Annotated in this window: 22 protein-coding genes and 1 tRNA gene; 4 read left to right on the top strand and 19 right to left on the bottom strand. The window is 65.8% G+C overall.

Features of this window, described 5'->3' with window-relative positions; genetic code table 11:
• Positions 1 to 8 precede the first annotated feature (8 nt).
• Together fauA and ACTJJM_RS06875 are read right to left on the bottom strand one after the other, a co-directional pair.
• On the bottom strand, positions 9 to 2,180 hold the full coding sequence (gene fauA / locus ACTJJM_RS06880; protein WP_053092550.1) for a TonB-dependent alcaligin siderophore receptor FauA: 2,172 nt from the start codon (positions 2,178 to 2,180) through the stop codon (positions 9 to 11).
• A gap of 111 nt (positions 2,181 to 2,291) precedes the next feature.
• A complete protein-coding gene (locus tag ACTJJM_RS06875) occupies positions 2,292 to 3,227 on the bottom strand; it encodes a helix-turn-helix transcriptional regulator (protein ID WP_126560116.1) in 936 nt (311 codons plus the stop codon).
• 139 nt (positions 3,228 to 3,366) lie between these two features.
• Between ACTJJM_RS06875 and ACTJJM_RS06870 the strand changes: the two genes are divergently transcribed.
• Together ACTJJM_RS06870 and ACTJJM_RS06865 are read left to right on the top strand one after the other, a co-directional pair.
• Positions 3,367 to 5,697, top strand: a complete 2,331-nt coding sequence (locus ACTJJM_RS06870; RefSeq protein ID WP_440865329.1) for a TonB-dependent receptor — start codon at positions 3,367 to 3,369, stop codon at positions 5,695 to 5,697.
• A gap of 114 nt (positions 5,698 to 5,811) precedes the next feature.
• On the top strand, positions 5,812 to 6,267 hold the full coding sequence (locus ACTJJM_RS06865) for a DUF4189 domain-containing protein (protein WP_032953406.1): 456 nt from the start codon (positions 5,812 to 5,814) through the stop codon (positions 6,265 to 6,267).
• Between the two features lie 95 nt (positions 6,268 to 6,362).
• Here ACTJJM_RS06865 and ACTJJM_RS06860 read toward each other — a convergent pair.
• The 15 genes from ACTJJM_RS06860 to rlmE all read right to left on the bottom strand — a co-directional run bounded on the left by ACTJJM_RS06860 (position 6,363) and on the right by rlmE (position 21,662).
• A tRNA-Ser gene (locus ACTJJM_RS06860) sits at positions 6,363 to 6,455 on the bottom strand.
• 78 nt (positions 6,456 to 6,533) lie between these two features.
• Entirely contained in the window at positions 6,534 to 6,737 is a 204-nt protein-coding gene (gene csrA, locus ACTJJM_RS06855; protein ID WP_004152909.1) for a carbon storage regulator CsrA, read from the bottom strand.
• A gap of 147 nt (positions 6,738 to 6,884) precedes the next feature.
• Positions 6,885 to 9,533 (bottom strand): alanine--tRNA ligase, encoded by a 2,649-nt coding sequence (gene alaS / locus ACTJJM_RS06850; RefSeq protein WP_126559301.1) that lies wholly within the window; start codon positions 9,531 to 9,533, stop codon positions 6,885 to 6,887.
• A gap of 110 nt (positions 9,534 to 9,643) precedes the next feature.
• Positions 9,644 to 10,135 carry a recombination regulator RecX gene (gene recX / locus ACTJJM_RS06845; protein WP_049412637.1) on the bottom strand — a complete coding sequence of 164 codons (492 nt, stop codon included), beginning with the start codon at positions 10,133 to 10,135 and terminating at the stop codon, positions 9,644 to 9,646.
• A gap of 110 nt (positions 10,136 to 10,245) precedes the next feature.
• Entirely contained in the window at positions 10,246 to 11,283 is a 1,038-nt protein-coding gene (gene recA, locus ACTJJM_RS06840) for a recombinase RecA (RefSeq protein ID WP_010484252.1), read from the bottom strand.
• A gap of 204 nt (positions 11,284 to 11,487) precedes the next feature.
• The gene (lexA, locus tag ACTJJM_RS06835) at positions 11,488 to 12,123 is read right to left on the bottom strand and encodes a transcriptional repressor LexA (protein ID WP_126559299.1); all 636 of its coding nucleotides are present in this window, start codon (positions 12,121 to 12,123) and stop codon (positions 11,488 to 11,490) included.
• 165 nt (positions 12,124 to 12,288) lie between these two features.
• Complete coding sequence (gene ubiB, locus ACTJJM_RS06830) at positions 12,289 to 13,971, bottom strand: 2-polyprenylphenol 6-hydroxylase (RefSeq protein WP_049412675.1); 1,683 nt, start codon at positions 13,969 to 13,971, stop codon at positions 12,289 to 12,291.
• Positions 13,972 to 14,005: 34 nt separating this feature from the next.
• Entirely contained in the window at positions 14,006 to 14,500 is a 495-nt protein-coding gene (locus ACTJJM_RS06825; protein WP_010484249.1) for a CinA family protein, read from the bottom strand.
• Between the two features lie 103 nt (positions 14,501 to 14,603).
• Positions 14,604 to 15,914: a ribosome rescue GTPase HflX gene (gene hflX, locus ACTJJM_RS06820; RefSeq protein WP_019338214.1), complete on the bottom strand. Its 1,311-nt coding sequence runs from the start codon at positions 15,912 to 15,914 to the stop codon at positions 14,604 to 14,606.
• 14 nt (positions 15,915 to 15,928) lie between these two features.
• The gene (hfq, locus tag ACTJJM_RS06815) at positions 15,929 to 16,204 is read right to left on the bottom strand and encodes an RNA chaperone Hfq (protein ID WP_004152891.1); all 276 of its coding nucleotides are present in this window, start codon (positions 16,202 to 16,204) and stop codon (positions 15,929 to 15,931) included.
• Positions 16,205 to 16,300: 96 nt separating this feature from the next.
• Positions 16,301 to 17,254 (bottom strand): tRNA (adenosine(37)-N6)-dimethylallyltransferase MiaA, encoded by a 954-nt coding sequence (miaA, locus tag ACTJJM_RS06810; protein WP_049412635.1) that lies wholly within the window; start codon positions 17,252 to 17,254, stop codon positions 16,301 to 16,303.
• Complete coding sequence (gene folP / locus ACTJJM_RS06805; RefSeq protein WP_010484246.1) at positions 17,254 to 18,150, bottom strand: dihydropteroate synthase; 897 nt, start codon at positions 18,148 to 18,150, stop codon at positions 17,254 to 17,256. Before folP ends, miaA begins: the two co-directional genes overlap by 1 nt.
• 587 nt (positions 18,151 to 18,737) lie before the next feature.
• Positions 18,738 to 18,923 carry a hypothetical protein gene (locus ACTJJM_RS06800; RefSeq protein ID WP_010485963.1) on the bottom strand — a complete coding sequence of 62 codons (186 nt, stop codon included), beginning with the start codon at positions 18,921 to 18,923 and terminating at the stop codon, positions 18,738 to 18,740.
• Positions 18,924 to 19,025: 102 nt separating this feature from the next.
• Complete coding sequence (gene ftsH, locus ACTJJM_RS06795) at positions 19,026 to 20,960, bottom strand: ATP-dependent zinc metalloprotease FtsH (protein WP_043402105.1); 1,935 nt, start codon at positions 20,958 to 20,960, stop codon at positions 19,026 to 19,028.
• Positions 20,961 to 21,029: 69 nt separating this feature from the next.
• Positions 21,030 to 21,662 (bottom strand): 23S rRNA (uridine(2552)-2'-O)-methyltransferase RlmE, encoded by a 633-nt coding sequence (gene rlmE, locus ACTJJM_RS06790; protein ID WP_005409014.1) that lies wholly within the window; start codon positions 21,660 to 21,662, stop codon positions 21,030 to 21,032.
• A 65-nt stretch (positions 21,663 to 21,727) separates the two neighbouring features.
• Here rlmE and yhbY point away from each other — a divergent pair, with 65 nt between their 5' ends.
• Together yhbY and ACTJJM_RS06780 are read left to right on the top strand one after the other, a co-directional pair.
• A complete protein-coding gene (yhbY, locus tag ACTJJM_RS06785) occupies positions 21,728 to 22,033 on the top strand; it encodes a ribosome assembly RNA-binding protein YhbY (protein WP_004152868.1) in 306 nt (101 codons plus the stop codon).
• A 13-nt stretch (positions 22,034 to 22,046) separates the two neighbouring features.
• Positions 22,047 to 22,421: an Mth938-like domain-containing protein gene (locus ACTJJM_RS06780; RefSeq protein WP_126559755.1), complete on the top strand. Its 375-nt coding sequence runs from the start codon at positions 22,047 to 22,049 to the stop codon at positions 22,419 to 22,421.
• A gap of 138 nt (positions 22,422 to 22,559) precedes the next feature.
• Here ACTJJM_RS06780 and ACTJJM_RS06775 read toward each other — a convergent pair whose 3' ends face one another.
• Positions 22,560 to 23,342: a peptidoglycan DD-metalloendopeptidase family protein gene (locus tag ACTJJM_RS06775; RefSeq protein WP_126559573.1), complete on the bottom strand. Its 783-nt coding sequence runs from the start codon at positions 23,340 to 23,342 to the stop codon at positions 22,560 to 22,562.
• The gene (locus ACTJJM_RS06770) at positions 23,339 to 23,953 is read right to left on the bottom strand and encodes a YqaA family protein (protein ID WP_043402113.1); all 615 of its coding nucleotides are present in this window, start codon (positions 23,951 to 23,953) and stop codon (positions 23,339 to 23,341) included. Before ACTJJM_RS06770 ends, ACTJJM_RS06775 begins: the two co-directional genes overlap by 4 nt.
• Positions 23,954 to 23,966 lie beyond the last annotated feature (13 nt).

Raw genomic sequence — 23,966 nt, 5'->3', positions numbered from 1 at the left:
CGGCATCTTCAGTAACCCACCTTCACCGTGAACATCACGTTTCGCGGTGCCCCGTACCAGCCCTGGTTGTAGAAGCCGATCTGCGAATAGTAATGGCGATCAAACAGGTTGTTGATGTTGACCGCCGCCGACACATTGGAGCTGAACTGGTAGCGCGCCATCAGGTTCACCAGTGCGTAGCTGGGCTGCTGCACCGGCACCCGGCGATTTCCGGGCGCGGTGGCGGTCTGGTACATGCGGTTCTGCCAGTCCACGCCACCGCCGATGGTCAGCCGGTCCCAGGCACCCGGCAGCCGCCAGGTAGTGAACAGCTTGAACAGGCTGCGCGGCTTGGCGGTGTTGATCGCCCTGCCCTGCGCGTCCTGCGCGATGAAGGTGGTGAAGCTGGTGCCCAGGCTCCACCCCGGCAGCGGCTCACCGGCCAGTTCCAGTTCCAGGCCGTCTACCGTTGCGCCCTTCACTGCGCGGTAGGCCGCCTGCGTGCTGCCTTCGACCAGACCACCGGTGGCCTCGGCCAGGTTGTCCTGCTGGGTGCGGAACAGCGCCACCGACGCATTCAAGCGCTCCTGCAGCCAGCTGCCCTTGACGCCCAGCTCATAGCTGCGGCCGCTGACCGGGTCGAGGATCTGTCCGGATTCGTTGCGGTTGTTCTGCGGCTTGAAGATGCCGGTATAGCTGGCGTAGGCGCTGCTGTAGTCGTTGAGGTCCCAGACCACGCCGGCATAGGGCACGAACTCGTTGCGGTAGCGGTACTTCCGTTTGCTGCCGAAGTAGACCTGGTCGGTCTCCCAGTTGCTCAGGCGGCCACCGACGATCACATGCAGCGGATCAGCCAGCGACAGCCGCGCCACGGCATAGGCACCGCTCTGATGATTGTCCAGATCATCGGCCTGGGTCTTGTTGCTGGCCCACACCGGCTCGGGCGTGCCCGGCCCGTGCCAGTCGAAATAGCTGGCCAACGGCGGCAACGGGGCCAGTGCGCGGTACTGCCCCAGTGCGATCTCGTCGCGTGAGCGCGACCAGCCGACGGACGCCGTGTGCTGGCGGCCGAACAGCTGGAAGGGACCGGTCAGGCTGACACTGACCGCCTCACGGCGCACCGGACCGTCGTAGCGGGTGAAGCTATTGCCATTGGGCATCGCCCCGGTCACCGGATCGGGATAGCCGCCCCGGTAGAGATGCTTCATCTCCATATCGGTATGCGAGCGGCTGTAGGACACGCGTGCCTGCCAGTCGTTGCCGAAGCGATGGTTGAAATCGAAGAAGCCGTTGCGGGTATCGGTGCTCATCCGTGCCCACGGCGCTGTGGCCGATACCGAGCGGTCGAAGCGGGTACGCGTGCCGTCGGCATTGAACAGCGCAAAGCCGCTGCCGAAGCCACGATTGTCGTTGGCCTGGTAGGAGATACCGGCGATCAATCCGGTGTCCTCGCCCAGGTCCACGCTGACCACGCCGTAGAGCGTCTTCGTGGTGCTGTCCAGGCCAGCGGTGTAGCTGTCGCCCTCGGCCTGCGCAGCGACCATGCGGCCACGCACGCGCCCTTCCCGGCTGAGTGGGCTGGACACGTCCACCCAGGCACGGCGCGCGTCCCAGCTGCCGAGGCTGATGCCGCCACTGGCAGCAACGTCGCGCAGCGGGCGCTTGCGTACGTAGTTCACCGCCGCCGACGGATTGCCGGCACCGGTCATCAGGCCATTGGCGCCGCGCACGATCTCGATGCGGTCGTACACCACCATGTCCAGATTGTTCTCGCCGAAATTCCACGGCGACAGCACCGGCATCACCACGCCATCGAACTGATAGTTGTCGATGTCGAAGCCGCGTGCCGAGAACGAGTAGCGGTTGGCATCACTGCGCGTGACCGAGATGCCCGGAGCAGTGGCCAGCGCATCGGCGGTGCTGAGCAGGCCCCGGTCCTCGATCTGCTGGCGGGTGATGACGCTGACCGACTGCGGCGTCCGCCGCGAGGTCAGTGACAACCCCGTCGCCGTGCCCATGGAGTCGGTGGTGTAGGAACGTGAGGATTCGGTGCTGCCATCGAGATCGGCCGTGACCTGCACGGTGGGCAGCTGCGAGGTGTTCGCGGCGGGGGCGCGCTCGGCGCCGTGGGCAGTATTGAACAGCGCCAGGGTCGTGCCGATGGCGGTTGCCAGGGCGCGCGGGCGGATACAGGCGGGCATGGGAGATCCAGCAGGAGAGAAAGGCTGGATGAGAATTATTGTCATTTGAGCGTGAGCACACGTATGCGTAGACGCAGCAGATGTATGCGCACTGCCGACGCTGATCCGGCGTCAGCGCAGCTGGCTGGGCGCGATGCCGTAGCGCGCACGGAACGCGGTCGCGAAATTCGTGGCATGCCGGTAACCGACGAAATGCGCGGCCTGCTGTACGCTGCAGCCCTGCCGCAGCTGTGCGCAGGCCAGTTGCAGGCGATGCTCGCGCAGCCAGCCGAACACCGAGCACTGATACACCTGCTGGAACTTCAGGCGCAGGCTGCTTGGGCTCATGCAGGCCAGGCGCGCCAGATCCTCCAGGCAATGGTCGGCGGCTGGAGCCGCCTGCAGGCAATCCATCACCCGCTGCAGCATGCGGCGGTCACGTGCTGAAACACGCAGGTCCGGCGATGCCTCCCTCGCAGGCGCCCCCAGCGCCAGGGCCAGCATCTGCAGGCCGATACTCTCGCACAGCAGTTCATGCATCGCCCCGTGCCAGCTGCCCGACAGCAGCTGGTCAGCGGCGTGCTCGAGATGCCCGGGAACCTGCCAACCACGTAACCGCGGGTGACCGGTGCGATGCGCGGTGGATAGCAGTTCGCTGATCATCGGGTCGTCAATCCCGGCAGGTGCGTCCAACGAGACATTCAGGCTGCGCATCCGCTGCCCGGCGGGATGAATCGCGGTCATCGGTGCTGCCTCGGCCAGCACCATCGTGCCGGCACCCGGGTTCATGCCGATCACTGCCTGCCCCGCCAGCCGCGCCCCTGCGCGTCCCTCCAGCATCACGATCGCCGAGAAGGCCGGCGGCGATTCAGAAGCTGCCTCGAACGGCTGATGGGCGATCACGTCCGACAGCGCCAGGGTCATGCCCGGGCGCAGGCGACGCTGCTCCACCCTGCCTTGCACCACGCACTGTTCACCCGACAGATCGGCGGCCGACGCCGGCAGGCGATAGCGGAAGCCGCTGCTGCGGCCCAGGCGATCAAGGTCGGCAAGGGTGAGGTTGAGCATGATGGGACCAGAGGGGATCGTCCCGCATTTTCATATGAGAACCATTCTCATATCCACCGCCTGCCGCAAGGCCCATTTCGCCCTTGTCGATACAAATGGTTACGTTATAACATTTCACCTTGTTTTCACGGATCATGCCATGCGTCGCCACCTGCTTGCTGCTGCCATTCTGTTCGCCGTCCACACCGCCCAGGCCGCGGACGAACCCACCCTCCCCACCCTCCAGGTCCAGGCCTCCCAGCCCTCGCGCATCGACACCCGGGTCACTGTCGACAACCCACAGGCGCAGAACCGCACCCTCGGCGGCCTGCTCGAACACGTCTCCGGCGTGCAGAGCAGCGCCTTCGGGCCAAACGCGGGCGCTCCGGTCATCCGCAGCCTCAGCGGCAACCGCGTGCAGATCCTGCAGGACGGCCAGTCCATCCTCGGCATGAACGCGATCAGCGGCGACATCAACATTCCGTTCGATCCGCTGTTCGTACGCAGTGTGACCGTCAACAAGTCCTCCGACACCGTGCGCTACGGCGGCAATGCGATCGGAGGCAGCGTGGAGATCGATCCGGGCCTGATCTCGCGCAGCATGGAAGACAAGGACCAGTCGATGGAACTGGTCCTGCGCAAGGGCTTCAATGCCGCCGACGCGCAGGGCTTCCGCATGAACTTCAACAACCAGCGCAACCTCTCGACCAACCTGCAGGTCTCTCGGCAGCGCATCTCGCACTACGACATCCCCGGCAACAGCAAGGCCAGTGTCTGCAACACCCGACTGTTTCCGCCGACCGGCGGCGTCAACTCGGCGCTGGCCGACAGCTGCCAGAAGGAGGCGCGCGTCCAGCAGATCTACAACAAGGCCTCGCAACCTTACATCGACCAGTTCATGACCGAGAACCCGGACTGGGCCGATGGTGATTTCTCGTTCTACACCAACAACCCGACTTCGGTCTGGCAGCGCCGTACCTATATCAATCCGGTCAATCCGGCCTATGTCGCCGGCACGCCGTCATACGTACAGAAGCAGATCAACAATGATGTGACGCCCGATTACCATCACCGGTTGGGCAACAGTTACGCGCGCAATTCGCAGGTGGCGTTCGGGTCGACCCTGTTCTTCGACCGTGGTTACGTGGGTGTCAGCATCGATGCCAAGGACAGCGAATACGGCGTGCCCGGGTTCTCGATGCAGAACCTGTCGTTCGGTTCCAACTACGCCAACGCATTGCCGGTGGGCGTGGTGATCAAGCAGGAACGCTACGCACTGGAAGCCCTGTTACGCGACCCGCTGCCGTGGTTCGAGCGCGCCGAACTGCGTGTCTCCAAGCTGGACAACGCCTCCGGCGAACGGCTGGGTGCTTCCAAGGCCAACGACTACGATTTCGAGAGCACCCAGGCCGAACTGCTGCTGAGCCATCAGCGCGTCGGTCCACTCAGCGGCCTGCTCGGTTACAGCCACCAGTCGCGCGATGTCACCGGCAGCGGCTCGCTGCGCTACCTGCCTGACGTCGACACCCGCAGCAACGCGGTGTTCCTGAAGGAGACGCTGGACTTCGGCTGGGCCAGTTTCGACGCTGGCGTGCGCCACGAGCGCATTGACCATGACCTGCAACCAAGCCGCTTCAAGACCGCGCGCAATGCCGCCAACACGAAACTGCAGGATCGTTCCTACCGGCTCAACAGCTACGGCCTGGGTTCGTATGTCGAGCTCGGTCCGTTGTTCGCCGCCAAGGTGCGCTACTCGTCCTCGCAGCGCGCACCGGAGATCAATGAGTTGTATGCGAGCAACGCGCACTACTCGGTGATGACCCAGGAAGAAGGCAACCAGAACCTCGAGCCAGAGCGCGCGAAAAACCTGGAGCTGACCGGCCTGTTCCATATCGGAGGGTTCGAACTGTCGGCCACCGCGTATCGGATGAAGTACGAGAACTATCTGTACCTGGGTTACTCGGGCGTGCAGACCGCCAACCGCCTGCCGCTGAAATACTGGAAGCAGACCGACACCACGGTGAAGGGCTTCGAGATCGACGCATCGCAGGCCCTGGACCTTGGCCGCTATGGCACGTTGAACATCTCCGCCTTCGCCGACCTGGTGAAGAACAAGGCCGATCACCCCGATTCGCTGCGTGCCCACAACGACGGCGAGTACCTGCCGAACATGCCGACCAACCGCTACGGCGCCAATCTGCAGTGGCAACGCGAGGGTTGGAAGGCGCAGCTGTCCAGCACCTACTACGACACGCAGAAGTACCTCGGCCGCAACGTCAGCGAGGAAGTGCCACTGGATGCCTTCAACCTGGTCGACCTGCAGGTCAGCCGTGAGCTGCCGGTACGCAACAGCTACATCGCCGGCATGGAGGTGTTCATCAACGGCAGCAATCTGCTCAATGAAGAAGCACGCCCGCACAACTCGCCGTTGAAGTACATCGCGCCGTTGCCGGGGCGTGGTTTCCAGGTGGGGGTGACGGTGAGGCTCTGACGGTCAACCGATGGCGCCGCCCGCGGTTCGATGAACTGCGGGCTCGGCGTAGTGGCGGCAACGTTGCGCTTCAAACCCGGTCTGATCCACCATCAGCAGAAAATGGAGATGGGAATGAACTGGATGCGCCCCCTGTCACTTGGCCTGTTGCTGTGCCTGTCATCCGGCGCCAACGCGGCCTCCGCCATCGTCTACGACGACGATGGCCGCTACGGCTACGCCATGAACCACAGCACGCTGTCGGCTGCGATGCAGCGCGCACTGCAGCACTGCGCCGTTCGGTCCCGCAACTGCGCGCAGACTGCCACGACCACCGCGGTGGGATATTCGGCGATCGCTACCGGCACCGTCGCCATGGGCTTTGCACTTGGGGAAAAGACGGCGGACGCCGCACAACGCAAAGCGGAAAGAATGTGCAGGCAACGTGCCAATGACTGCACACTGGCAATTCTCTGGCGCGAAACGCCAAGCGGCATTGCGCCGCCCGCTCATCCGGGTCATGCGGTGCCGGAGCCCAGGCTCTATTCCTCGCCCGAAGTCGGGCAGGACGCGGCTGGCACCACCCACTAGGCCTGCACAACGCCCGTGCGGCGCGGCCGTGTGTTACCGCGTTGAACAAAGAAAAACGCCTGCAGATCGAGGATCTGCAGGCGCTTCTTTGTATCTGGCGGAGTGAGAGGGATTCGAACCCTCGATAGAGCTTTTGACCCTATACTCCCTTAGCAGGGGAGCCCCTTCGGCCACTCGGGCATCACTCCGGGGTTTTCTCCGCGTCTGGTGCGTTGCACCTCAGCGGGGCGTGAATCATAACGTTAATCGAGTGCGAAGGTAAAGCGTTATTCGGCAGAATTTTCGCTACCGGTGCCACCGGCTTCATCACCACGCTGGATGCGCTGATAGATCTCTTCGCGATGCACAGCGACGTCCTTCGGCGCGGTGATGCCGATACGCACCTGGTTACCCTTGACGCCAAGCACGGTGACGCTCACCGAGTCACCGATCATCAGGGTTTCGCCGACGCGGCGAGTCAGGATCAACATTTTTGTAAGTCTCCATGGAACCGTGTGGAAGGGTATCCCCCACCGGCTTGACGCTCCGTCAAGAAGCGCTACCACGACAAAGGGAAAAGATTCGCAATGGTACCGTCAGCCGTCCCGCTCCTACAAGGAGGGGGACGGCCAGGTTCATCACAGGCGGGGGCTGACCCATTCGACGACTGCAGCCAGCGCAGTGGCAAGGGCGGGCCCGTCCTCGCCACCACCCTGGGCGAGGTCCGGGCGTCCGCCGCCCTTGCCCCCGATCTGACTGGCGATATGGGACAACAGTTCCCCGGCCTTGACCTTGCCCATTGCACTGCCGTTCACACCCGCAACCAGGGCAGCCTTGCCGTCCTGGGCACCGGCCAGCACGATCACCGCATCGCCCAGCTGCTGCTTCAGGCGGTCCATGGCGTCACGCAGGGCCTTGGCATCGAAGCCCTCCAGGCGGGCAGCCAGCACCTTCACGCCGGCAACCTCGACAGCCTGGCCGGACAGGTCAGCCGTGGCACCGGCGGCGACCTTGGCCTTCACGGCCTCCAGCTCGCGCTCCAGCAGCTTCTGGCGCTGGCCAAGGGCACGGATCTTCTCGACCACGTCGGCAGCGCTGCCACCGAGCAGGTCGGCGGCCTCGGCCAGGCGGGCCTCTTCGGCGTCCACGTAGTCCAGGGCGCCCTGGCCGGTGACCGCTTCGATACGGCGTACGCCGGCGGAAACACCGCCCTCGGAGGTGATCTTGAACAGGCCGATGTCGCCGGTGCGGTTGACGTGGGTACCGCCGCACAGCTCGGTGGAGTAATCACCCATCTTCAGCACGCGCACGTGCTCACCGTACTTTTCGCCGAACAGGGCCATGGCGCCGAAGTCCAGCGCTTCCTGCATGCCCATGTTGTGCACTTCGGCAGCGTTGTTCGCGCGCACCTGCTGGTTGACCTTGCGCTCGATCACAGCCAGCTCTTCCGCGCTGATCGGCTGGAAGTGCGAGAAGTCGAAACGCAGGCGGTCCGGAGCGACCAGCGAGCCCTTCTGCTGCACGTGGGTGCCCAGCACTTCGCGCAGGGCGGCATGCAGCAGATGGGTGGCCGAGTGGTTGAGGATGGTGGCGCCGCGGCGCTCGCCATCGACCTGGCCGTACAGCACGTCGCCGACCTTCAGGCCGCCGTCGGACAGGGTGCCGACGTGGCCATGGAACTGGCCGGCGAACTTCTGGGTATCGTCCACCGCCAGGCGCACTCCGTTGCCGGTGAGCACGCCGGTGTCGCCGACCTGGCCACCGGATTCGGCGTAGAACGGGGTCTGGTCGGTGATCACGATGACTGCGTCACCGGCATCGGCCGACTGCACCGGACGACCGTCCTTCAGCACGGCCAGCACGGTCAGGCCGTCGGCCTGCAGGCGGTCGTAGCCGAGGAACCGGGTCGGGCTCAGGGTCGCCACCAGCTCGGCCGGCAGGGTCACGCCGCCACCGAACTTGCCGGCCGCACGTGCGGTTTCGCGCTGCTGTTCCATCGCAGCATCGAAGCCGGCGATGTCGACGGTCAGGTCGCGCTCGCGGGCGATGTCCTGGGTCAGGTCGAGCGGGAAGCCATAGGTGTCGTACAGGCGGAAGGCGTCAACGCCCGGGATCACGCCATTGCTGGCCTTGCCCGCGACGTCTTCGAAGATCTTCATGCCGGCGTCGAGGGTTTCAGCGAAACGCTCCTCCTCGGCCTGCAACGCACGGGTGACGGTGTCAACCGCTGCCGGCAGTTCCGGATAGGCCTCGCCCATCTGCTCGACCAGGGTCGGCACCAGCTTGCTGAAGAACGGCTGGCGCACACCCAGCATCCAGCCATGGCGCAGGGCGCGGCGGATGATACGGCGCAGCACATAGCCACGGCCTTCGTTGGAGGGCAGCACGCCATCGACGATCAGGAACGAACAGGCACGGATGTGATCGGCGATCACACGCAGCGACTTGTTTTCCAGGTCGGCGGTGCCGGTCAGCTCGGAGGCCTTGCGGATCAGGGCCTGGAACAGGTCGATCTCGTAATTGGTGTGCACGTGCTGCAGGATCGCCGCCAGGCGCTCCAGGCCCATGCCGGTATCCACGCACGGGGCCGGCAGCGGCACCAGGGTGCCGTCGGGCTGGCGGTCGAACTGCATGAACACCAGGTTCCAGATCTCGATGAAGCGGTCACCGTCTTCATCCGGAGAACCCGGGGGGCCACCGGCGATATGGTCGCCGTGGTCGTAGAAGATCTCGGTGCACGGGCCACAGGGGCCGGTGTCGGCCATCTGCCAGAAGTTGTCCGAAGCGAACGGCGCGCCCTTGTTGTCACCGATGCGCACGATGCGCGCTTCCGGAATGCCGACCATGTCGCGCCACAGTTCGTAGGCTTCGTCATCGGTCTGGTAGACGGTGACCAGCAGGCGCTCGGCCGGCAGCTTCCAGACCTGGGTCAGCAGTTCCCAGGCCCAGGCGATCGCGTCCTTCTTGAAGTAGTCGCCGAAGGACCAGTTACCCAGCATTTCGAAGAAGGTGTGGTGGCGTGCGGTGTAGCCGACCTGGTCGAGGTCGTTGTGCTTGCCGCCCGCGCGCAGGCAGCGCTGGACGTCGGCCGCGCGCACATAGCTGCGCTTCTCCGCACCAAGGAACACGTCCTTGAACTGCACCATGCCGGAGTTGGTGAACAGCAGGGTCGGATCATTGCCCGGCACCAGCGGCGCCGACGGCACGATGGTGTGGCCTTTGCCCTTGAAGAATTCAAGGAAGTCGCTGCGGATCTGGGAAGTCGTGAATTTGGCGGATGCGTTCATTGGGGGGCTGGCAGTCTGCGGGCCGGCGGGCCCGGACCACCGGCCGCATTGGCCAGGGTCGCGAGGGACCGCCGAAAACCTAAAGGGTATCAGGCCCGGCGCCGCCAGTCTCAGTCATCCGGGTCGTAGCGGGTCGCGCGGCGGATGCTGTCGCCGTCGAAGCCGCGTCGGGCCAGCAGATCGGCGGCCTTGCGCCGCTGCGTCAGGTCCTGCGGGCCGGCCTCGCCAAAGCGTCGGCGGACCAGGTCACGGGCGTTTTCCTGCCAGTCGCCTTCGTAGCTGTCCATCGCCGCGGCAATCGCGGCACTATCCAGGCCGTGGGTCCCCAGCTCGGCGCGGACATGGATCGGCCCATAGCCGGTGTTGGCACGCATCCGCACCAGATTCTCGGCAAAACGGGTGTCGTCCTGCCAGCCGGCCTCGGTGAGCTTGGCGACAGCCGCCTGCGCCGCATCGTCTTCGATGCCGCGTGCGGTCAGCTTGCGGGTGAGTTCCTTGCGCGAGTGCTCGCGGCGTACCAGCAGGCCCAGCGCCCGTTGCACGGGGGTCTGCTCACGCGGCCGGCGTTTGCGACCGTTGGGAATGTCGTCGGCGTCGGACATGCGTACTCCAAGGGTGGCGCCATCCGTGGCGCCCAGCCCATCCCTGGGCGATTCGAACCTGCGGGACAGGGCGACGTCACTGACGGCGCCGCCCTGCCCCACAGCAAGCTTTACTCGTCGTCGCCTTCGTCGTCGCCTTCCTCACGGCTGGCTTCGGTCGGCTGGAACTTCTCGCGCAGCTCGGCTTCGAGCTTCGCAGCAACTGTGGGGTTGTCGCGCAGGTAACCGCGGGCGTTGTCCTTGCCTTGGCCGATGCGTTCTTCGCCGTAGCTGTACCAGGCACCGGCCTTCTCGACCAGCTTGGCATCCACACCCATGTCGATCAGCTCGCCCTCGCGGCTGATGCCCTCGCCGTACAGGATCTCGGTGATGACCTGCTTGAACGGAGGCGCCAGCTTGTTCTTGACGACCTTGATCTTGGTCTGGTTGCCGATGATCTCGTCACCCTTCTTGATCGCGCCGATACGGCGGATGTCTAGGCGCACCGAGGCATAGAACTTCAGCGCGTTGCCGCCGGTGGTGGTTTCCGGGCTCTGGCCCGGCATCATCACACCGATCTTCATGCGCAGCTGGTTGATGAAGACCACCAGGGTGTTGGAGCGCTTGATGTTGCCGGTCAGCTTGCGCAGCGCCTGGCTCATCAGGCGGGCCTGCAGGCCCGGCAGCTGATCGCCCATCTCGCCTTCGATTTCGGCCTTCGGGGTCAGTGCGGCGACCGAGTCGATCACCAGGATATCGACCGAACCCGAGCGGACCAGCATGTCGGCGATTTCCAGCGCCTGCTCACCGGTATCCGGCTGCGACAGCAGCAGGTCGTCCACGTTCACGCCCAGCTTGGCGGCGTAGATCGGGTCCAGCGCGTGCTCGGCGTCGATGAAGGCCGCGGTGCCGCCCATCTTCTGGCATTCGGCGATGGCCTGCAGGGTCAGCGTGGTCTTGCCCGAGGATTCCGGCCCGTAGATCTCGACGACACGGCCCTTCGGCAGACCGCCGATGCCCAGTGCGATGTCGAGCATCAGCGAACCGGTCGGGATGGCTTCGACGGGCTCGACCACGCGGTCGCCCATGCGCATCACCGAGCCCTTGCCGAACTGCTTTTCGATCTGGCCCAGAGCTGCAGCGAGGGCGCGCTTCTTGTTCTCGTCCATCGGTTGGGTCCTTGCAGAGGTCGTGTCGTTGGAGGTGCTGTCTTTGGGGGTCTTCTTTGCCATGGGCTCACTTTAAGTCGGACGTATCGCACAGGCTGAGATTCTGCCCGGCGCTCTGAAAAGAATTATCGGACATCCGTACCAACCTCAGTGGAACCAGAGAATCGCCACAAAAGACCGCGGGGTAATGCGCTATGGAACGGGTCAACGGTTGGGTCGCAACAGGCCGCAATAGAGGCCTTCGATCGAGAAGTCCTGGTCCGGTTGCACCTCGATCGGCTTGTAGTCGGGGTTGCGCGGCAGCAGGCGGATACGATCCTTGGCGATCTTCAGCAGCTTGACGGTGATCTCGTCATCGATGCGGGCCACCACGATCTGCCCGGAATGGGCGTCGCGGGTGCGGTGCACGCCGATCAGGTCACCGTCGAAGATGCCCTCGTCGATCATCGAATCGCCCTGCACCTTCAGCAGGTAGTCCGGCGCTGGCGAGAAGAACACCCGGTCCAGCACCACGAAATCGTCCGAGCCGATATCGGCGCCGATCGGCAGGCCCGCCGCAACCCGGCCGAGCACCGGCAGGCGCAGCACGCTGTCGGGCAGGCCTGGCTCGGCCAGCTTCTCGACCCGCGGCGCCTGCACCAGCCGGATGCCGCGGGCCTGGCCGGGGATGCGACGGATCGCACCGGCCTGCTCCAGGGCCTCCAGGTGGTACTGGGCCGCGCGCACGCCCTTGAAGCCGAACGCACGTGCGATTTCAGTCTGCGACGGCGGTGCGCCTTCGCTCTCGATACGCTCGGCGATCAACTGCAGGATCGCCTGCTGGGTGTCGGTCAGGTCCATGATTAGTAGTATTACTACTAACTCACAGGACTGCAAGTGCCGGAGACGACACGGCGACATCTGTAGTACCGAGCCGTGCTCGGCAATGTGGCGAATGGCCGGGCTGACCTGGGCGAGAGCAGCCGAGCATGGCTCGGCTCTACAGGAATCGCTGCGGCAAGCACACTAGTTGTGCTTGCCGCTTCTCCAGATCGAGAACAGAATCCACACACCGCAGAAGGCGGCGCCGATGAAACCACACACGCCCAGCGCCAGCAGCCAGCGGCTGGAGACGCCGCCGACGCTGTGCATCACGATCGACGAGCCGATGATCAACGCGGCGGTGACGATGCCCATCACCAGCCGGTTCGCGGCCCGGTTCACCTGTTCGCCAAAGCCCTGCAGTGCGGTGGTTTCCACCTTCAGCTGCAGGCGCCCACGGCGCGCTGCCTGTACCAGCTTGCGCAGGTCGCGCGGTAATTCGCCGGCGAAGTCGACCAGGCCCAACAAGCTGCGTCGGCCACGCTTGAGCAGCGCCTTGGGGGCATAGCGCTGCAGCACCACCCGTTCCAGAAACGGGCGCGCGGCGCTGGCCATGTCGAAATCCGGGTCCAGCTGCCGCCCCATCCCTTCCAGGGTCAGGAACGCCTTGATCATCAACGCCAGGTCAGCCGGCAGGGTCAGGCTGTAGCTGCGCAGCAGCTGGGTGATGTCGCCCAGCATCAGGCCGATGCGCAGGTCCTTCAGCGGCACGCCACGGTACTGGTCGACGAACTGGCTGATGTCGTGCTGCAGCCGGTTCTCGTCCACCTCGACACCGCCGGCCCAGTCCAGCAGCACGTCGGCCACGCCCTGCGGGTCCTGCTCGACCAGCCCGTGCAGCAGCTGAGCCACCTGGAAACGCCGCACTTCCGACAAGGCGCCGACCATGCCGAAATCGATCACGCCGATGCGGCCGTCACGCAGGTAGATGATGTTGCCCGGGTGCGGGTCGGCATGGAAGCTGCCGTCCTCCAGCACCATCTTCAACACGATGTCGGCACCGCGTCGCGCCAGTTCGCGGCGGTCCAGCCCAGCCGCATCGACACCGGCCAGGTCACGCCCTGGAATGCCGTCGACGAAGTCCTGCACGTTGAGGCTTTCGCAGGTCCACTGCCAGTGCACGCGGGGAATCAGGATGTCATCACGACCATTGAAGTTGCGCGCGATGCGCTCGGCATTGCGGCATTCGGCGGCGAAATCCAACTCGCGGCGCAGCGACACGGTGAACTGCTGCACGACTTCGGCCGGGCGGTAACGTCGCAGATCCGGCAGTCGGGCCTCGACGATCTCGGCCAGGCGGGCCAGCAACCGCAGGTCGGCCTCGACCACATCGCGGATGCCGGGGCGCCGTACCTTCAGCACCACCTCGCGACCGTCATGCAGGCGCGCACGATGGGCCTGCGCCAGCGAGGCGGCCGCCATCGGGGTTTCGTCGAGGAACGCGAACACGTCCTGCGGAGACGCACCAAGATCGGCTTCGAGCTGCTCGCGGATGTCCGCATACGGCAGCGCAGGTACCGCGTTCTGCAGTTCGGACAGCTCGGCGATCCATTCCGGTGGCAGCAGGTCGACGCGCGTCGCCAGTACCTGGCCGAGCTTGACGAAGGTCGGGCCGAGATCCTGCATCGCGCTGCGCACGCGCACCGGTGCGGTCATCCGCAGCAGCTCCTGGCGGTCCTCGTTCCAGTGCAGCAGGCGCCCTGCCCGCTCCAGCGTGGTGGCCAGGCCGATGCGCCGCACCACGTCGCCGAAGCCATAGCGGATCAGGACAACGGCGATTTCCTGCAGTCGGCCCAGGTCACGGACCGTGCCCAGCGTTTCCCACATCATGCGTGCTCCGGACGATTACCGGAGCAGCATGTCACAGCTGGGCGTCGATGCCGCGCAATGCCGCCGCCACGGTTTGCCGGCGGATGGCTTCGCGGTCGCCATCGAACTGGAACAGCTCGGCGCGGGCATAGCCGCCACGGCGCTTCCAGCCGATCCAGACACTGCCCACCGGCTTGTCCGGGCTGCCGCCGCCGGGGCCGGCGATACCGGTCACCGCCACCGCGATGCCGGCACCAGAATTGACCAGCGCGCCGGAGACCATTTCCAGCACGGTTTCGCGGCTGACCGCGCCGAACTGCTCCAGGGTCTGCGCGCGTACGCCCAGCAGGCGCTGCTTGGCCTCGTAGCTGTAGACCACCATGCCGCAGTCGAAGAACGCCGAGGAACCGGCAATGTCGGTCATGCACTTGGCGATCCAGCCACCACTGCAGCTTTCAGCGGTCACCAGCTGCAGCGAGGCCTGCTGCAGGCGCTGCCCGAGCGCGGCGGACTGGGCGTTGAGTTCAGCGTCGGTGGGGATGGACATCGGCATGACGGTGGGATGAAGAGCCTGCACGTTGTACCGCAGATGACAGGCTGATGTCGCGCGCCGCCGCGATAGCAGTCGCCGAGCATGGCCCGGCGCTGCCTCACCACTCCGGCAGCTTCTCCGGCAGCAGCGCCCGGATCGGTGCGCCGTCGGCACTGGCGGCCAGCTTTTCGGCTTCGGCGATCGGCAGGTCGACCTGCAGCAGCCAGCCTTCCTCGTCGGCCTGCTCACTGCGGATCACTTCCAGCTGGTGCAGGCGCGCGCGCAGGCGGCCCGCATCCGGCGGCAGGCGCAGTTCGCCGGTGACGTGCTGCAGTCCCAAGCGCTTGCCCAGCACCGCCTGCAGCAGGTCCAGGCCCTGCCCGTCACGCGCGGAAATCCACACCCGCTCGCGGCGCGACTCGTCCGGGATACCGTCCTGGCCGTCGTGACGGACGTCGGCGCCTTCAATGCGGTCGATCTTGTTGAACACCAGCAACTGCGGCAGATCACCGGCACCGACTGCGGTCAGTACCTCGTCCACCTGGGCGATGCGCTCCTCACGGTGCGGATCGGCGGCGTCGACCACGTGCAGCAGGAAATCGGCCTCGCGTGCCTCCGACAGCGTCGAGCGGAACGCGGCGACCAGGTCATGCGGCAGGTCGCGGACGAAACCAACGGTGTCGGCCAGCACCACGTTGCCACCCGGCACCGCAATGCGGCGCACGGTCGGATCCAGCGTGGCGAACAGCTGGTCGGCGGCATAGGCCTCGGCGCCGGTCATGGCGTTGAACAGGGTCGACTTGCCAGCGTTGGTGTAGCCCACCAGGGCCACGCGCGGCAGCTCGCTGCGCACACGCGCACGGCGCATCTGGGTACGCTGCACCTCGACCTTTTCCAGGCGCTTCTGCAGCTGCTCGACCCGCTTCTGCAGCAGGCGCCGGTCGGTTTCCAACTGGGTTTCACCCGGGCCGCGCAGGCCGATCGAACCGCCGCGCTGGCGCTCCAGGTGGGTCCAGCCGCGCACCAGCCGCGTGGCCAGGTGACGCAGCTGCGCCAGCTCGACCTGCAGCTTGCCCTCGTGGCTGTGCGCACGCTGGGCAAAGATGTCCAGGATCAAGCCGGTACGGTCGATCACCCGGCGCTCCAGGAACCGTTCCAGGTTGCGCTCCTGGCCCGGGCTCAACGCATGGTTGACCAGGACCAGGTCGGCACCACTGGCGTCGGCCGCCGCCTTGATCTCGTCCAGCTTGCCGCTGCCGATCAGGGTCGACGGATTCGGACGGTCCAGGCGCGCGGTGATCGTCGCGGCAATGCTGGCCCCAGCCGAGCGGGCCAGATCACCGAATTCTTCCAGCACATCGTCTTCCAGCTTGCCGAAATGGGGCTGGATCAACAGGGCGTGTTCGCCCTTTTTCGAGCGGTCAAACATTCACCGCTCCGGTATTACTCGTCTGCTTCATCACCTGCCTGACCACCTTCACCCGACTGCACGTAACCACCGCCCGGACCGACCTTCACGTTGCGTGCCGGAACGACCGTGGAAATGGCGTGCTTGTAGACCATCTGACTGACCGTGTTGCGCAGCAGGACCACGAACTGGTCGAACGACTCGATTGTGCCCTGCAGTTTGATGCCGTTGACCAGGTACACCGAAACCGGCACGCGTTCGCGCCGCAGTGCGTTCAAGAAAGGATCCTGCAGCGATTGCCCCTTGGACATTGCACACTCCTGATTATTGTTCTTATTGGGTTGCCGACGGTTGCCACGGCCCCCGAGCCGCCCGCCGACCGATGATGTTACACGGCTGGCGGGGGTTCAGCGTGCGACGAAGGTCGACACCGCGCCGGCCAGGCGCTCCCTGTCCATATGGGGGTCGAACCAGCGCGCATCAAGCTCGCCACGCAGCCAGGTCAGCTGGCGCTTGGCCAGCTGGCGGGTGGCGAAGATCGCCTTGTCACGGAAACGGGCGGCATCGCCCTCGCCGTCGAGGTATTCCCAGGCTTGGCGATAGCCGACCGCACGCACCGCCGGCAGGTCCAGCGGCGCCGTCACGGCGGCCATTTCCGGCATTGCACGCAGTGCCCGCACCTCGTCCAGGAAGCCCTGCGCCAGCATGGCGTCGAAGCGGGCCTCGATGCGCTGGTGCAGGACGGCGCGGTCACGCGGGGCCAGGATCAGTTTGAGGGTGCGTACCGGCAACGGCGCCACGCCCGGCCGACGCTGCCATTCGGTGATGGGGGTACCGGTCAGGCGGTAGACTTCCAGCGCCCGCTGGATGCGTTGCGGGTCGGTGGCATGGATGCGCGCGGCCGCTGCCGGATCGACCTCGGCCAGCTCCGCATGCAGTGCCGCCCAACCACGCTCGGCCGCCTCGGCGCTGAGCGCCTCGCGCATTACCGGGTCAGCCTCCGGCATCGGCGACAGGCCCTGCAGCAGGGCCCGGAAGTACAGCCCCGTACCACCTGCCAGGATCGGCGTTTTGCCACGCGCCACGATGTCGGCCACGACCCGGCTGGCATCGGCCGCGAACTCGGCCGCCGAATAGGTCTGCCACGGATCGCGCAGGTCCAGCAGATGATGCGGCGCCTGCGCACGCTCGGCGGCGTCGGGCTTGGCCGAACCAATATCCAGATACCGGTAGACCAGCGCCGAATCGACGCTGACGATCTCGCCGTCCAGTTGCCGCGCCAGGGCGATCGCCGTGGCGGTCTTGCCACTGGCAGTCGGCCCCATCACGGCGATCGCCAGCGGCCGCCGGTCGATGCCCATCAGTCTTCGTCCGGCCAGCGGATCGACGGCGTGGCATCGGCACGCGGCGTCGGCACGGCGTCGACGGCCTGCCAGATCTTCAGCGCATCAACGGTGGCTGCCACGTCATGCACGCGCACGATTCGCGCACCGCGCTGGACCGCGATCAGATGCGCCGCCACCGAGGCAGCCACCCGTTCGGATGGCGTGTCGCGGCCGGTCAGTTCGCCCAGGCTGCGTTTGCGCGACAGGCCAGCCAACATCGGCACGCCCAGTTCCAGGAAGCGTTCCGAGCGCGCCAGCAGGGTCATGTTGTGGGCAGTGGTTTTGCCGAAACCGAAACCGAGATCGATCAACAGGTTCTTCTTCGCAATGCCCGCCATCTCGGCAGCGAACAGGCGCTGGACCAGGAAGCCGTGCACCTCGGCGACCACGTCGTCGTAATGTGGATCGGCCTGCATGTGGCCTGGCTCGCCCTGCATGTGCATCAGCACCACCGGCACGCCGGTTGCAGCGGCGGCGTCCAGCGCCCCGTCCTGACGCAGGCCGAAGATGTCGTTGATCATGCCGGCGCCAGCGGCCACCGCCGCGCGCATCACCTCCGGCTTGAAGGTGTCGATGCTGATCGGCACCTGGGTGCGGGCGGCCAGCTGCTCGATCACCGGAATCACCCGGCGCAGCTCATCCTCGATCGACACCGGCGCAGCGCCCGGGCGGGTCGATTCGCCGCCGATGTCGAGCAGGTCGGCGCCCTCCTCGACCAGCTTCAGACCGTGGGCGACGGCCGCCTCGGTGGTGTCGTGCGCGCCGCCATCGGAGAACGAGTCCGGGGTGACGTTGACGATGCCCATGACCTGGGCACGGTCGAGGCGCAGGATGCGGCCGGCGCAGTCGAGCTGGGGCGAGGTATCGAACATGGGCAATCCTGCTGGGACAACGAAAGGTAGTTTAGTTCGGCAGGGCGGCGCCCTGCACCCGCCGAGGCAACGGCCACAGCAAAAGCCCAAGCAACAGCAGAAGCTGGTTTCCTGAGGGTAGGCGGGGTGGGTCCGGCTGCGGGAGACGCCGTGAACCCGTCCATGGGGGCTTGGCCGCGGCATCCATGCCGCGGACACTCCCGCAACCGGACCCACCCCGCCTTCGACAGTCTTCCGCGATCTTCAGTAGATCCACGCCATGCGTGGATGCTCTTCGTTCAATTCTCGAGAAATTCGAATTCGATGGAGATTGATCCACGCATGGCGTGGATCTACCGTGTCGACCAAGGTCGACACCCACCAACAGCAGCAGAAATCTGTCAGAGGTGGGGCGGTGTCGGAGGGCGGGGTGTCAGCCGCATGGATGCGGCTGCCAAGCCCCCATGGACGGGTTCACGGCGTCCCCGCCCTCCGACACCGCCCCGCCAAACCACGGAATGTTGCTGTTGCTGTTGCTGTTGCTGCTGAGGTTGCCGGCCAGCGGCCGGCACTACCGCGGGTGCAGGGCGCAGCCCTGCCGATACCCCTCAACGGCGGCGGCGCTTGCGATCCACGTACAGGGTCCTGGCGATGCTCAGCACGATGCCAACGGCGATACCCACCCCACAGCCCAGCAGCAGGTTGTCTGCGCCAAGGCCCACACCCACGCCGACCACGGTGGCGATGACCATTTCGGCGGTGTGGGAAATCGGTTCGGGCTTCGGGGCGGACATGCGGGCTCCAGCGTCAGTTCGGTTCTTCGGAATGGGCCGGTAGCCCGGAAACGACGAAGCCGGGTTGCCCCGGCCTCGTCTGGTGTCACGCGTAGCGGGCCGTCAGTGCGATTCGGCCGGGCCCGCGATCGGCGGCAGCGGGCGGGCGTCGCCGCCCTTGTCGTTGCCACCATCCTTGTTCGACTTGCTCCAGCCGGCCGGCGGCGGCGGATCGCGGCCTTCCATGATGGCGTCGATCTGCGGCGCGTCGATGGTCTCGTACTGCAGCAGCAGCTGGGACATCGCGTGCAACTTGTCCAGGTTGGCCGTCATCAGCTCGGTGGTGCGCGCGTAAGCCTCGTCGAGGATGTTGCGCACTTCCTCATCGATGCGGCGCGCGGTGTCGTTGGACACGCTCTTGTGCTGGGTGACCGAACGGCCCAGGAACACCTCGTCATCCTCTTCGCCATAGGCGATCGGGCCGAGCTGGTCGGACAGGCCCCACTTGGTGACCATGTTGCGAGCCATCTTGGTGGCGCGTTCGATGTCGTTGGAGGCGCCCGTGGTGACCTTGTCGGCACCGAAGATCAGCTCCTCCGCCACACGACCACCGTACAGCGAGCACAGCTGCGACTTGATCGCCACGCGGTTCATCGAATACTTGTCGCCTTCCGGCAGGTACATGGTCACGCCCAGCGCACGGCCGCGCGGGATGATCGTGACCTTGTAGACCGGGTCGTGCTCAGGCACCAGGCGGCCGACGATGGCGTGGCCGGCTTCGTGGTAGGCGGTCAGGGTCTTCTCTTCTTCGCTCATGGCCATCGAGCGGCGCTCGGCACCCATCAGGATCTTGTCGCGCGCACGGTCGAAGTGGTCCATGCGGACTTCCTTCTCGTTGCCACGTGCGGCGAACAGGGCCGCCTCGTTGCACAGGTTGGCCAGGTCGGCACCGGAGAAGCCCGGGGTACCCCGCGCGATCACCATCGGCTCGACATCGTCGGCCAGGGGCAGCTTGCGCATGTGGACCTTCAGGATGTGCTCGCGGCCCTTCACGTCCGGCAGGCCGACCACGACCTGGCGGTCGAAACGGCCCGGGCGCAGCAGCGCCGGGTCCAGCACGTCCGGACGGTTGGTCGCGGCGATCACGATCACGCCTTCGCCGCCTTCAAACCCGTCCATCTCGACCAGCAGCTGGTTCAGGGTCTGCTCGCGCTCGTCGTGACCGCCGCCCAGGCCGGCGCCACGGTGGCGACCGACGGCGTCGATTTCGTCGATGAAGATGATGCACGGCGCGTGCTTCTTGGCCTGCTCGAACATGTCGCGCACGCGGCTGGCGCCGACGCCGACGAACATTTCAACGAAGTCCGAACCGGAGATCGAGAAGAACGGCACCTTGGCTTCGCCGGCGATGGCCTTGGCCAGCAGCGTCTTGCCGGTACCCGGCGGGCCCACCATCAGCACGCCGCGCGGAATCTTGCCGCCCAGCTTGGTGAACTTGGACGGGTCGCGCAGGAAGTCGACCAGTTCACCCACTTCTTCCTTGGCCTCGTCGCAGCCGGCGACGTCGGCGAAGGTGACCTTGATCTGGTCTTCGCCCTGCAGCTTGGCGCGCGACTTGCCGAAGGACATCGCGCCCTTGGCACCGCCGCCACCGCCCTGCATCTGGCGCATGATGAACAACCAGAAGCCGATGATCAGGATGACCGGCAGGAAATTCATCAGGATCGCGCCGAGGGAAATGCCGCTGGACGGCTCCTCCTGCACGATCTCCACGTTCTTGGTGCGCAGCACGTTGATCAGGTCACGATCGAACGGCGCGGTGATGGTGGACGACTGCCCACCGCGGGTGGTGTAGGTCAGCTGGCTGGTGCCGCCGCGCATGTCGCCGCCGAAGGCGACCTTCTGCACGTTGCCGCTGTCCACCTGGTCCAGGAACTGCGAATACGACGCGCCCTGCGCCCCGGCCCCGGAGGACTTGGGCGAGAAGCTCTGGAAGACCACCATCAGCACGACGGCGACGACCACCCATAGCAGGAGGTTCTTGGTCAAGTCGTTCATCCTCATTGGCTCCGGTGTTCCTCTCAGTGCTGGCGTTGCGTTGGGGTCGAACTTGCGTACGTTGCGAGCTTACTTCATGTGGGCGCGTTTTCCCTGACCCAAGGCATACACCTCGGGAGAGCGCTTGCGCGAGGCCTCCGGCTTGCGGATGGAGACTTTGTCGTACCGGCGGCGCATGTCGCGCACGTAGTCGTCAAAGCCCTCGCCCTGGAACAGCTTGATCAGGAATGCCCCACCGGTTTTCAGGTGGTTGTCGGCAAAATCCAGGGCCAGCTCCGCCAGGTGCATCATCCGCGGCTGGTCGACCGCGCCCACACCACTCTTATTGGGGGCCATGTCCGACAGCACAAGGTCTACCGGCTGATCCCCGAGCATGGCTTCAAACTGTGATAGAACGGCTTCTTCCCTGAAGTCACCATGAAGGAACTCGACGCCGGCCAGCGGCGGCATGTCCAGGATGTCCAGGGCCAGCACGCGGCCGGTGTCGCCGATCTGTCTCCGAACCTGCTGAGACCAGCCGCCCGGGGCCGCGCCGAGGTCGACCACCACCATGTGCGGCTTCAGCAACCGGTCACGTTCCAGCAGCTCTTCGAGCTTGTAGGCGGCGCGCGAACGCATGCCTTCGGCCTGGGCCTTCTTCACGAAGGGGTCGGAGAAGTGTTCCTTGAGCCAGCGCTGGCTGCTTTTGCTGCGGGTAGCCATTGAAAATAGGGGCTGATGGGGTCCTCATGATACCCTGATCGCCCCATTCAACCGTGTTTTCCTGCATGTCCATCGCCCTGACCGCTTCCCAGACCCGTTTCCTGCGCGGCCAAGCCCACGACCTGAAGGCCCTGCTGCAGACCGGCGGCAAGGGTGTGACCCCGGCCTTCATCGCTGAGCTGAACGAAGTGCTGGAGCGCCACGAGCTGGTCAAGGTGAAGGTCGCTGCCGAAGACCGCGACGCCCGTGACGTGATGATCGGCGAGATCGTCGAAGCCACCGAAAGCGCGCTGGTGCAGCGCATCGGCCACGTCGCCGTGCTGTACCGCCCGAGCAAGGAACAGCGACAGATCGTGCTGCCGCGCGGCTGATCGCCCTACTGCCATGCAGCTGAACCACGAACCGCCGGATTACGCCTACAGCCTGCGCGCCGCCGATGGCCGCTCGGCCCGGGTCAACGAACTGGTGCTGGGCAGCAGCTTCTTCCTGACCCCGGACCAGCTGGTCGAGCGCTGGCCGGTGAAGCAGGCCACCGAACTGCAGCTGGGCGACCTGGAGCCGATCCTGGCGCTGAACCCGGCGCTGATCGTGCTCGGCACCGGTGACCGCCAGGTGTTCCCGCCGGCGGTGGTGATGGCCGCCTGCCTGTCACGCGGCATCGGCCTGGAAGTGATGAACAATCCGGCCGCCGCACGCACCTTCAACATCCTGGCCGGCGAAGGCCGCAAGGTCGCCGCCGCCTTCATTCTCGAAGGCTGACGTGGCGTCGCCGGGCATGGCCCGGCAGTGCCCTGGATCACACGTACTCTGTAGCGCCCGAGCCCATGCTCGGGCGGCGCCGCGTCGCGGCGCGAAAAGCCGCCGGGCGTGACCCGGCGCTACCCGATCACACGGTGATCAGCGTGCCGGCAAATACTGCTGCGGGTCGACCGGCTTGCCGTTGTAACGAATCTCGAAGTGGACCATGTCGCGGTTCGCACCGGTACGGCCCATTTCCGCAATCTGCTCACCGGCCTTCACGCTCTGGCCTTCGTTCACCAGCCGCTTGCGGTTGTGGCCATAGGCCGACAGCCACTGGTCACTGTGCTTGATGATGATCAGTTCACCGTAGCCGACCAGGCCGGCGCCGGAATACACCACCACGCCATTGGCGGTGGCCTTGACCGCCTGGCCGCTGGTGCCGGCGATGTCCACGCCCTGCTTGGTCGCATCACCGGCCACGTAGCGGCCGACGATCGCGCCATCGGCTGGCCAGCGCCAGGCGATGTTGCTCTTGACCGGCCCGACCGGCGCCGGGGCCGGCGCGGTGCTGCCGCCACTGCTGCCAGCCGAACGCGGCGGGGTGACCACCGTGGTCGGCGCACGGCCGCTGGTGGCCCCCTGCGGATAAAGGCGGATCACCTGGCCGGGGTAGATGGTCGACGGGTTGTCCAGACGATTCCAGGCAATCAGGTCGGCCGGGGTGATGTCATGGATGCGGGCCAGCGCATAGATGGTATCGCCCTTGCGCACCACCACGGTCTGCCCGGGCTTGGGCACCGAGGTCTTCGGCGTGGTCACGCCACCAGTGCTGCCGCCGCCCGGGCGGACCACGGTGGCGGTGCCGCAGGCGGCCAGGGTGGAAACCAGCAACGCCAGCGCGCCGATGCGCACTCCCTTGCTCAGACGATCAGGACTCATGCGAACTTCGACCTCCATACAAGCCAGGCGATCAGCACCACCACCAACGCGGTGGCGATCCAGCCCAGCGGTTCAATCCAGCGACGCAGTGCCGCTTCGGCACGCGCACCACCGATACGGATGACCGCAGCCAGCACAAACACGCGCTTGCCGCGACCGATCAGCATGCTCAGCAGGTACTGCGGCATCGGTACGCCGACGATACCCGATGCCCACGTGAAGACCTTCATCGGGATGGGCATGAATCCGCCCAGCACCAGGAAGGTGAACACCGCCCAGGGCGACTCGGCCATCTTCGCCTGCACGGTGATGATGCCCTGCTCGATCGCCGGCAGCATGCCCAGCGCTTCGAACAGCGGCTTGATCGCCTCGAAGGCGTAATGACCCAGTGCATAGCCAACCAGCGCGCCGACCATCGAGCCGGCCAGGCTGAGGGTGGCGAACCACCAGCCGCGCTTGGGCTGGGCCACGCACATCGGCGCCAGCATCACCTCCGGCATCACCGGGAAAATGATCGCCTCGAAGAAGCTCAACACCGTCAGGTAAGTCGGCGCGCGTTCGTGCGCCGCCCACTTCATCGCCCGCTCGTACAGCGGCCCGAAAATCTTCATGCAACCCTGCTCC

This window comes from Stenotrophomonas sp. 22692 (genome assembly GCF_052045015.1).
Taxonomy (GTDB): domain Bacteria; phylum Pseudomonadota; class Gammaproteobacteria; order Xanthomonadales; family Xanthomonadaceae; genus Stenotrophomonas; species Stenotrophomonas geniculata.
Note: the sequence above shows the minus strand (reverse complement) of the source record. Positions and strands in the feature narration are given on the sequence as shown.

Excerpts from the sequence above, each read along its gene's own strand:
- ACTJJM_RS06770 (WP_043402113.1), bottom strand. The coding sequence starts at position 23,953 with ATGAAGATTTTCGGGCCGCTGTACGAGCGGGCGATGAAGTGGGCGGCG.
- ubiB (WP_049412675.1), bottom strand. The coding sequence starts at position 13,971 with ATGTGGGAAACGCTGGGCACGGTCCGTGACCTGGGCCGACTGCAGGAA.
- ftsH (WP_043402105.1), bottom strand. The coding sequence starts at position 20,960 with ATGAACGACTTGACCAAGAACCTCCTGCTATGGGTGGTCGTCGCCGTC.
- folP (WP_010484246.1), bottom strand. The coding sequence starts at position 18,150 with ATGTTCGATACCTCGCCCCAGCTCGACTGCGCCGGCCGCATCCTGCGC.
- yhbY (WP_004152868.1), top strand. The coding sequence starts at position 21,728 with ATGTCCATCGCCCTGACCGCTTCCCAGACCCGTTTCCTGCGCGGCCAA.
- fauA (WP_053092550.1), bottom strand. The coding sequence starts at position 2,180 with ATGCCCGCCTGTATCCGCCCGCGCGCCCTGGCAACCGCCATCGGCACG.
- ACTJJM_RS06825 (WP_010484249.1), bottom strand. The coding sequence starts at position 14,500 with ATGTCCATCCCCACCGACGCTGAACTCAACGCCCAGTCCGCCGCGCTC.
- ACTJJM_RS06775 (WP_126559573.1), bottom strand. The coding sequence starts at position 23,342 with ATGAGTCCTGATCGTCTGAGCAAGGGAGTGCGCATCGGCGCGCTGGCG.
- ACTJJM_RS06800 (WP_010485963.1), bottom strand. The coding sequence starts at position 18,923 with ATGTCCGCCCCGAAGCCCGAACCGATTTCCCACACCGCCGAAATGGTC.
- lexA (WP_126559299.1), bottom strand. The coding sequence starts at position 12,123 with ATGGACCTGACCGACACCCAGCAGGCGATCCTGCAGTTGATCGCCGAG.
- ACTJJM_RS06875 (WP_126560116.1), bottom strand. The coding sequence starts at position 3,227 with ATGCTCAACCTCACCCTTGCCGACCTTGATCGCCTGGGCCGCAGCAGC.
- ACTJJM_RS06780 (WP_126559755.1), top strand. The coding sequence starts at position 22,047 with ATGCAGCTGAACCACGAACCGCCGGATTACGCCTACAGCCTGCGCGCC.
- ACTJJM_RS06870 (WP_440865329.1), top strand. The coding sequence starts at position 3,367 with ATGCGTCGCCACCTGCTTGCTGCTGCCATTCTGTTCGCCGTCCACACC.
- alaS (WP_126559301.1), bottom strand. The coding sequence starts at position 9,533 with ATGAACGCATCCGCCAAATTCACGACTTCCCAGATCCGCAGCGACTTC.
- hfq (WP_004152891.1), bottom strand. The coding sequence starts at position 16,204 with ATGTCCAAGGGGCAATCGCTGCAGGATCCTTTCTTGAACGCACTGCGG.
- recX (WP_049412637.1), bottom strand. The coding sequence starts at position 10,135 with ATGTCCGACGCCGACGACATTCCCAACGGTCGCAAACGCCGGCCGCGT.
- hflX (WP_019338214.1), bottom strand. The coding sequence starts at position 15,914 with ATGTTTGACCGCTCGAAAAAGGGCGAACACGCCCTGTTGATCCAGCCC.
- csrA (WP_004152909.1), bottom strand. The coding sequence starts at position 6,737 with ATGTTGATCCTGACTCGCCGCGTCGGCGAAACCCTGATGATCGGTGAC.
- ACTJJM_RS06865 (WP_032953406.1), top strand. The coding sequence starts at position 5,812 with ATGAACTGGATGCGCCCCCTGTCACTTGGCCTGTTGCTGTGCCTGTCA.
- miaA (WP_049412635.1), bottom strand. The coding sequence starts at position 17,254 with ATGGGCATCGACCGGCGGCCGCTGGCGATCGCCGTGATGGGGCCGACT.
- rlmE (WP_005409014.1), bottom strand. The coding sequence starts at position 21,662 with ATGGCTACCCGCAGCAAAAGCAGCCAGCGCTGGCTCAAGGAACACTTC.
- recA (WP_010484252.1), bottom strand. The coding sequence starts at position 11,283 with ATGGACGAGAACAAGAAGCGCGCCCTCGCTGCAGCTCTGGGCCAGATC.